This is a genomic window from Okeania sp. SIO3B5 (genome assembly GCF_010692555.1).
GTDB lineage: Bacteria > Cyanobacteriota > Cyanobacteriia > Cyanobacteriales > Microcoleaceae > Okeania.
The window spans coordinates 22,794-29,391 of the sequence record NZ_JAAHHG010000079.1; the positions used below are offsets into that span (position 1 = coordinate 22,794).

Consider the following 6,598-nt stretch of genomic DNA (forward strand, 5'->3'; position numbering starts at 1 on the left):
TATTTATACAGATGTCAGTAATAGCTATACATAATTTATTCTCTAGTTTTTGTGTTAGCTTTATGTTTATTGTGTTAGTCTAAGTTTTTAGATATAATGATATATCATAGATAGTATTATTTATTTATAAAATTTACGATGAATATTATTTTTAGAAAAAATTTATTCTTATAATACATAATCATAAATTATAAAAATTAATCAATTTGTACCCAAAATTTGCTTCACTTATTCCTAATTATTGGGAAAGAATGTTAGCCTAGATACCTATGATTTTCTAATTTTGTTTGAGAAAAAAATACGTAAGCATTCAGCTATTAGTAGTCAGCTCTTCCTATGTCATGCTGCACCAATAGCTTTTTAATGAATGAAGCAAGCATTTTCTTAACTTCTACTATATTTTTAAACAAAAAATTGAAGCACAAGAACAACAAGCTTAAATTGTCTGCTAAAGGTAATAAAGCTGATAGCTGACTCCTGAATGCTTATAAAGATACTAAATATAAATTCAAAAATTATATTACTATATTTTTATGTTAGGTACTTTCCAAAAAAGCCATTTGCGGATTGAGATTGAAGCTACCGAAGCTACGATCAGAGAAAGTTTGCTACGTTCATCTAAGTTACAAATATGGTTGTGGCCTCAACGCTTTTCTCCTGGACTACCAGAACAATTATCTGAGGGTTTAGAGTTTAAAAGTATGATTGGTCTAATAGAAATTAAACATTATGTTGATGTAGTAGGGCCGAATTGTTTGAGGTTGCTACTTAGTCAAGGTATTGATGGATTTCATGAGTGGTATTGGGGAGATGGTTGGATACAATCTCGTTTAGAAGGAATATCTATGTTGCCTCTAAATTTAGGTCAGACTTTTAGTTTACTTCGCTTGCGAGAGTTTTTAGCTACATCAGAAAAAGCTGTTCAATAATGGATAATTGATAATGGATAATTGATAATTACCTCTCCCTAAAAGGAAGAGGATTTAATAAAAGGAAAATATTTTCTTGTTTCTCCTTTAAAGGAGAGGATTTTTACCTTAATTATTCGGTAAGTTTTAAGGTAAGCATTCAGCTATTAGCTGTCAGCTCTCAGCAACAATACTCTCTCAGTATAGGACAGTGTTTAGATTAAAAAAAGACTTTAAGGGCAAGGGAGGAAACTTTTGTAGTAAAACAATTAATAAAGCTTTTATCCTAAACTAAAAGCAATAGCTGATGGCTGACGGCTGAATGCTTACGTTTTAAGTTATTAATTATTAAGATGTGGCAATTATTTCTATTTACAGTAAATTGTGAGTATATAAAGTTAAATATCTTAAAAAGAAATTAATAATAATACTTTTTTGGTGCAAGTATCTTGCCCGGTACTGGTATACTTCACTTAATATAAAATATGATATATTTTTGATTTTGCTGTAACTTATTCAGAATTGCTGCACTAAGTAAGATGAAATATAAAAAAGAATCCTAGGAATAATTTCTCTGTTTAAAAGACTTTACCTAGAAATTTCGATTTGACTAAAAATAGGGTTTTACTCGGGTGCATCTCAATGGGTGAATAAAGCCAAAAATTTATCGCTTTTAGGGAACAGGGAACACCGGATCTGGGAACAGGGAATATATAGGAAAAAAGTATTTTTGCTTGCTATGAGATGCACCCTTTTACTCTAACTAAATGATATATAGGCTATTCCTACTGACTCCTGGAAACAACCTAAGTATTTGTAGGAAAAATTTTAGTATTTCATATAAGTTATAAGCTATTTTTATCCGACCGCTATTAATGCTAAAAAAATTCCTAAGCGATCGCTTAAAATCATCAAACTTATAATTTTATTTCCTTAGCAGCTATAACAATTAAATTGTCTTTTTCCTGAAATATATAGCGATCGGGATTAATTTTAAACTTACCTTGAGGCTGGGAAACTGCTATTAAAATAGCATTATGAGTTTGCTTAATATGTATAAACAAGTCTAAAAAAGTTTTCCCTACCCATTCAGTAGTAATAGTTATCCGATAAAACTGATTTCCCCTTTCATAAGTTAGTAATTCTGAAAATACACCCATTAATCCTCTATTCAAAGCAGCTTGAGCTAATAAAAAACCACTTTGTTCCTGGCTAACTATATAATCATTGACATGACCCATATCTAAATGAGAACCATATTCACGATTAAGTAATTCAGCACAGGTATAAACACTTGGATTTAATTTTTCGGCTGTTAAGGCAGCTAAAATTGTCCGAGCATCTGCATCTTGATCACTACGACCATGAGTTTTATCACATAAAATAATACAAGTTTCAGCTCGACTTATACCTGCTTTTTCTAAAGCAGTAACTTTGGTAAAATCATCTTTGAGAAATTGTATCCGAGATTTTAAATCTGGGGCAATAAAATTAGGCTCATCATCAAATTCAGCTATTACAATAATTGGCATTCCTTCGCTTTTACCAGCAGCTTTAAATTCTCTAACTATAATCTCAGCTTTGCGGTTCCAACCACAAATAATTGTATGATTACTAAAGCTTTCCCAGTCCACTATATCATCCTCTCTACGGATTCTATCTACCATAAATGCTGATACTGTTCCAGTAAACATAGCAAAAATAGTAACATTCATAAACATGACAAATACCCCAACTATTTTTCCTCCTAATGAGGATGGTGAAGCTGGAATTGGTTCGCCAGCAAATAGAGAATAAACACTAAACCAAAATCCTGCTTCTAAGGAAGTGAAGTTTGGGTTATTACTACCTTCAAATACTAAGATAGCAACACTACTAAACATAATAGTTAGTAGCAGTAGTCCAACAACTATTAGGTATTCTTTTATTCCTCTTTGTAAGATATAGGGAAATGTGCTGGCATAACGGTAGAAAAAAACAGGTAATCTGAGTATTCTTAGTAGACGTAATAGTTGTAAAGCTCTAATTGTTCTGAATACTTTTAGTAATGGTAACATCGCTAGTATATCTAACCAGTATTCTTGAAAATAAACTTTTTTATTAGGAGCAACTATAAACCGGAAACTTAATTCTATGTAAGCATTCAGCTATCAGCATTCAGCATTCAGCTTTTGAAATAATCAAGAAATTACTAAGGTTAGCTGAAGACATTTTTTTATAAGTTTTAATTCTCCTTGGAGACTAATTCCTCTTTTGAGCTGATAATGAACTAATAACTCATAGCTGATAGCTGACGGCTGAATGCTTACAATTCTATAACAAATAATATAGTGAATATTTTACTAAGAATATTAAATAATAATAAATAGGGTTATTTTTCAGGTATAGATAATTCTGCTATGGTTAATAGAACTGATAAAATTATGATTATACTAATAGTAATATTGACGTAAGTATTTCCTGCGGAATGCTGCGCAAAAAGCTATTAGCTGTCAGCTCTCAGCAATAAAACTCTGTTCTTAAAACTATACTTTATAAACACCTTTCTTAAGACAAAACTTGACCAAACAGAGAAGTTAGAAGTTATGTATTTGCTATTAAATCAATTTTTGCTTTCTTCCTTCTTCCTTCTTCCTTAGCTGATAACTTATAGCTGATAGCTGATAGCTGAATACTTACATTATTGGAGTAAAAAATTAGAAAGCTTTTTTTGTTATATATTAGTCTCCTAGTTTTTGCTTAAAATTTGGATAGGTACTATGGTCGTTAATATTGACTATGCGACTTTCATCTCCTGTTGCTGTTACATTTTCATAGATTCCTTGGTCTCTTTTTACTAATTTACTAAATCCTTGACTTTTTAAATCGCTGATTCCAGTTTCTACTATTACTCTAGGGGCACTAATCATACGTTTAACAGGAGTGTCTTCTGGGGTGTCTCCCATATCGTATTTAGCTAGTTTGCATAATTGGCCCCAAGTTGTAATATCTTCATTTATACTGTGCCAAACTTCTAGTTTTTGCTGATTAGTTGGACAAAAATAATCGTATACAGGCATAGTAATCTTTCTGGCAGTAAAAGGCTTAGATTTTAATTATAGATGATGCTAAAGGGTTTCCATGGATTATGAACAGAAAATTAAAATTTTGAGAGATTGTCAGAATAGTGAGGATGAATCAAGAGAGTTTTTGAGAGGCTCTATACTTTTTTTATGAGATTAATCTGGTAAATTAATTAAGCTTAATTATTATTTTCAATAGTCTTTATCGAGAGTTATCATACTAATTATTTTTTTTTGTAATCCAGCTATGATTAGTTTAAATATACATTTGATGTTAATATAAAATCTCAATATACACAAACCAAATAATTTTAAGGAGAATTAATTAATGAGTGATTTTAAAGTAACACCACAAAGCGATCTAACTACCAGTGAAATGTTAGAGAGATACAATTTAGATGATGAAATAACTCTAAAACGTTGGACACAATTACATGGTATTGACAATAGTCGTGGTTACTACAATCCAGATGAAGTAGATTTAATAGATCATGTACATCATCATATTTATAATCTTGGCATGAGTATTATCGATTATCAAAGTTTTATAGATCGTCGTCAAATTTCACCACAACAATTTACTCAGGAAAATGATAAAAATATGATGGAAAATAATATTGATACAAATGTAAGTAATTCGCAACAAAAAGACCAAAGTACAGAAAATTTTGTTTGTAATGATTATGATGCAATAAATAATAATTCAGAGGAAATTAATAATGAAGAATATGCAGCCATAGAGATGTTAAAAAAGCAGTATTCTGAAGCAATTGATTTAATGGGTGAACAAATAGCTGACCATTTTATAGATGAATTAGATCTATCTGTAATGCGACATCTTGTTAAAAAGGTAAAAGAACGTCAAAGACTTAATGGTAAAGTTTCATCAAATCGTTTTCTGAAGACAATTAAAGCTGTTTTACAGCCTCAAAATGGTAATTTTCTTGTTCCTCAAGATAAAAACAATGAATCTAGTATGGAACTAGAACAAAATCATCGACTTGGTTAATTTATTTTTTTAGCAATAGTTTGCTGTTATTGGGGTGGGTTTGACCGAAAAATTGGGTTTAAAGCCTCGCCCTTCTAGGGCGACTTTTTATTTGCAAGTAAATTGAATATATGCTACAGTATTAAAAGTTGCCGGGGGGCACTCGGAAACTCGTGCGCGGACGTGGAGGCAAGCATAAGACTACTGTCAAAGTAGCAGCAGCCTAAGAAGCGTCAACCCGCCGAAGAGCTACGGCTCAGTAGGAATCCCCGCGCCTTTAGGCCGGGGAGGATGTCAAATCAGAGTTTTTTTGAGCTTAGATTTAATCTTTTGTTCAAAATAAAAGGGAGCAAGATGCTCCCACTGTCACTCCTCTTAACGAAGTCAGAAGTCAGAAGTTAACCCACCCCTGACCCCTCCGGTGGAGGGGAAGTAGGGGATTTTGAGCAATTCTCCAACAAATATCGCGCCTTAAAAGGCGGGGTTTTAGACCGATGTTATTTTGATAAATAGTAGAGTAGGAATAGATTGTTATTAAGTAGAACATGGTAAATTTTGGCTGTTATGTATCAAATTGTAAATTAGCTCAAAAGTTTATATTCATTGCCTTTAGTGGTTTTTTTGATGAAAAATGAACGTCTTTTTTTTAGCTTGCTCTACTTATAATAAATAATAAATATAGCCATTTTATTCAAGATAACAATCTCCTTCAATTTGTGGAATATTTTAGACTTTGAGGGAATACCAAGCATTTTATTCTTCTGGCTAATCTAGTTATTTCTTATTTCTTGAATTCGGAGAGTTACAGAGGAGAGATACCTATTCTTTTCTCACTTTTTCCGGCACTTCTACTGGAGATAAACCAGCGATCGCTCTTAAATTTTGACACCTAACTAACTCGGTAAAGTTTAAATTATTACGCCCTTCAATTTTGGCTAAATTTTCCATTCCTTGTAATAAGTAATTTGCTGCTTCAGCTTCTTGATAACCTCGTCTTGTTGCCACTCTAATTGCCATTTCATCTGCTGCTAATTCTGTTTGTGTACTATGATTATTTTGCCAAATTTTGATTAAACCAATTGTACTTAAACCACCCGCAACTAATATTCCCACTACATCTGCTTCGCTTAATTGGGAAATTACTCCTATTAAACCAACTGCAAAAATACCTTGATTTAGATTAGGCTTAAACCATTGAATTTCACATAACCAATTGACAGTTCGTAACATGATTAAATCTCGTTGTTCTTTGGGTAAATTCATCCATAAGTCAAAATTTAGATAGATTACCCGGTCGTTTTTCCAAGGTAAAGGAAAGGTTGTTTTAATAATTGTAGGTTGCTCTGGTTTTCCAACTATTTTTGTCATCATCCGTCCAGAAGCAGGCATGATATCTAATAAGCGGCTAGTTTCGGAAAGTTCTGGATTCATAATTTTTAAATTTAAGGAAGAAGGAAGAGGGAAGAAGGAAGAAGGAAGAAAGAAGAAGGAAGAAGGAAGAAGGAAGAAGGAAGAAGGAAGAAGGAAAAATATTACATTGTCTGAGTTTTAGAGGATATCTGAAAAGTTTTTTGATACTGAATTTTGCCCCCCTAGCCCCCCAACTTTGGCTATCCTTTACCCACATTTTTCTTAACATA

General features: G+C 32.1%; 6 protein-coding genes. 3 read left to right on the forward strand and 3 right to left on the reverse strand.

Features of this window, described 5'->3' with window-relative positions:
- Positions 1-533 precede the first annotated feature (533 nt).
- Complete coding sequence (locus F6K54_RS13465; protein ID WP_293078258.1) at positions 534-929, forward strand: hypothetical protein; 396 nt, start codon at positions 534-536, stop codon at positions 927-929.
- Positions 930-1,825: 896 nt separating this feature from the next.
- Here the strand turns inward: F6K54_RS13465 and F6K54_RS13470 are convergent.
- Together F6K54_RS13470 and F6K54_RS13475 are read right to left on the reverse strand one after the other, a co-directional pair.
- The gene (locus tag F6K54_RS13470) at positions 1,826-3,055 is read right to left on the reverse strand and encodes an NAD-binding protein (protein ID WP_366558126.1); all 1,230 of its coding nucleotides are present in this window, start codon (positions 3,053-3,055) and stop codon (positions 1,826-1,828) included.
- Between the two features lie 573 nt (positions 3,056-3,628).
- Entirely contained in the window at positions 3,629-3,967 is a 339-nt protein-coding gene (locus tag F6K54_RS13475) for a zinc ribbon domain-containing protein (protein WP_293078259.1), read from the reverse strand.
- A gap of 331 nt (positions 3,968-4,298) precedes the next feature.
- Between F6K54_RS13475 and F6K54_RS13480 the strand changes: the two genes are divergently transcribed.
- Positions 4,299-4,979 carry a hypothetical protein gene (locus F6K54_RS13480; RefSeq protein WP_293078260.1) on the forward strand — a complete coding sequence of 227 codons (681 nt, stop codon included), beginning with the start codon at positions 4,299-4,301 and terminating at the stop codon, positions 4,977-4,979.
- A 798-nt stretch (positions 4,980-5,777) separates the two neighbouring features.
- Here F6K54_RS13480 and F6K54_RS13485 read toward each other — a convergent pair.
- Positions 5,778-6,389: a DUF3318 domain-containing protein gene (locus tag F6K54_RS13485; RefSeq protein WP_293078261.1), complete on the reverse strand. Its 612-nt coding sequence runs from the start codon at positions 6,387-6,389 to the stop codon at positions 5,778-5,780.
- Between F6K54_RS13485 and F6K54_RS13490 the strand changes: the two genes are divergently transcribed.
- Positions 6,346-6,510 (forward strand): hypothetical protein, encoded by a 165-nt coding sequence (locus F6K54_RS13490; protein ID WP_293078263.1) that lies wholly within the window; start codon positions 6,346-6,348, stop codon positions 6,508-6,510. The two genes, F6K54_RS13485 and F6K54_RS13490, sit on opposite strands and share 44 nt — an antisense overlap.
- Positions 6,511-6,598: the final 88 nt, after the last annotated feature.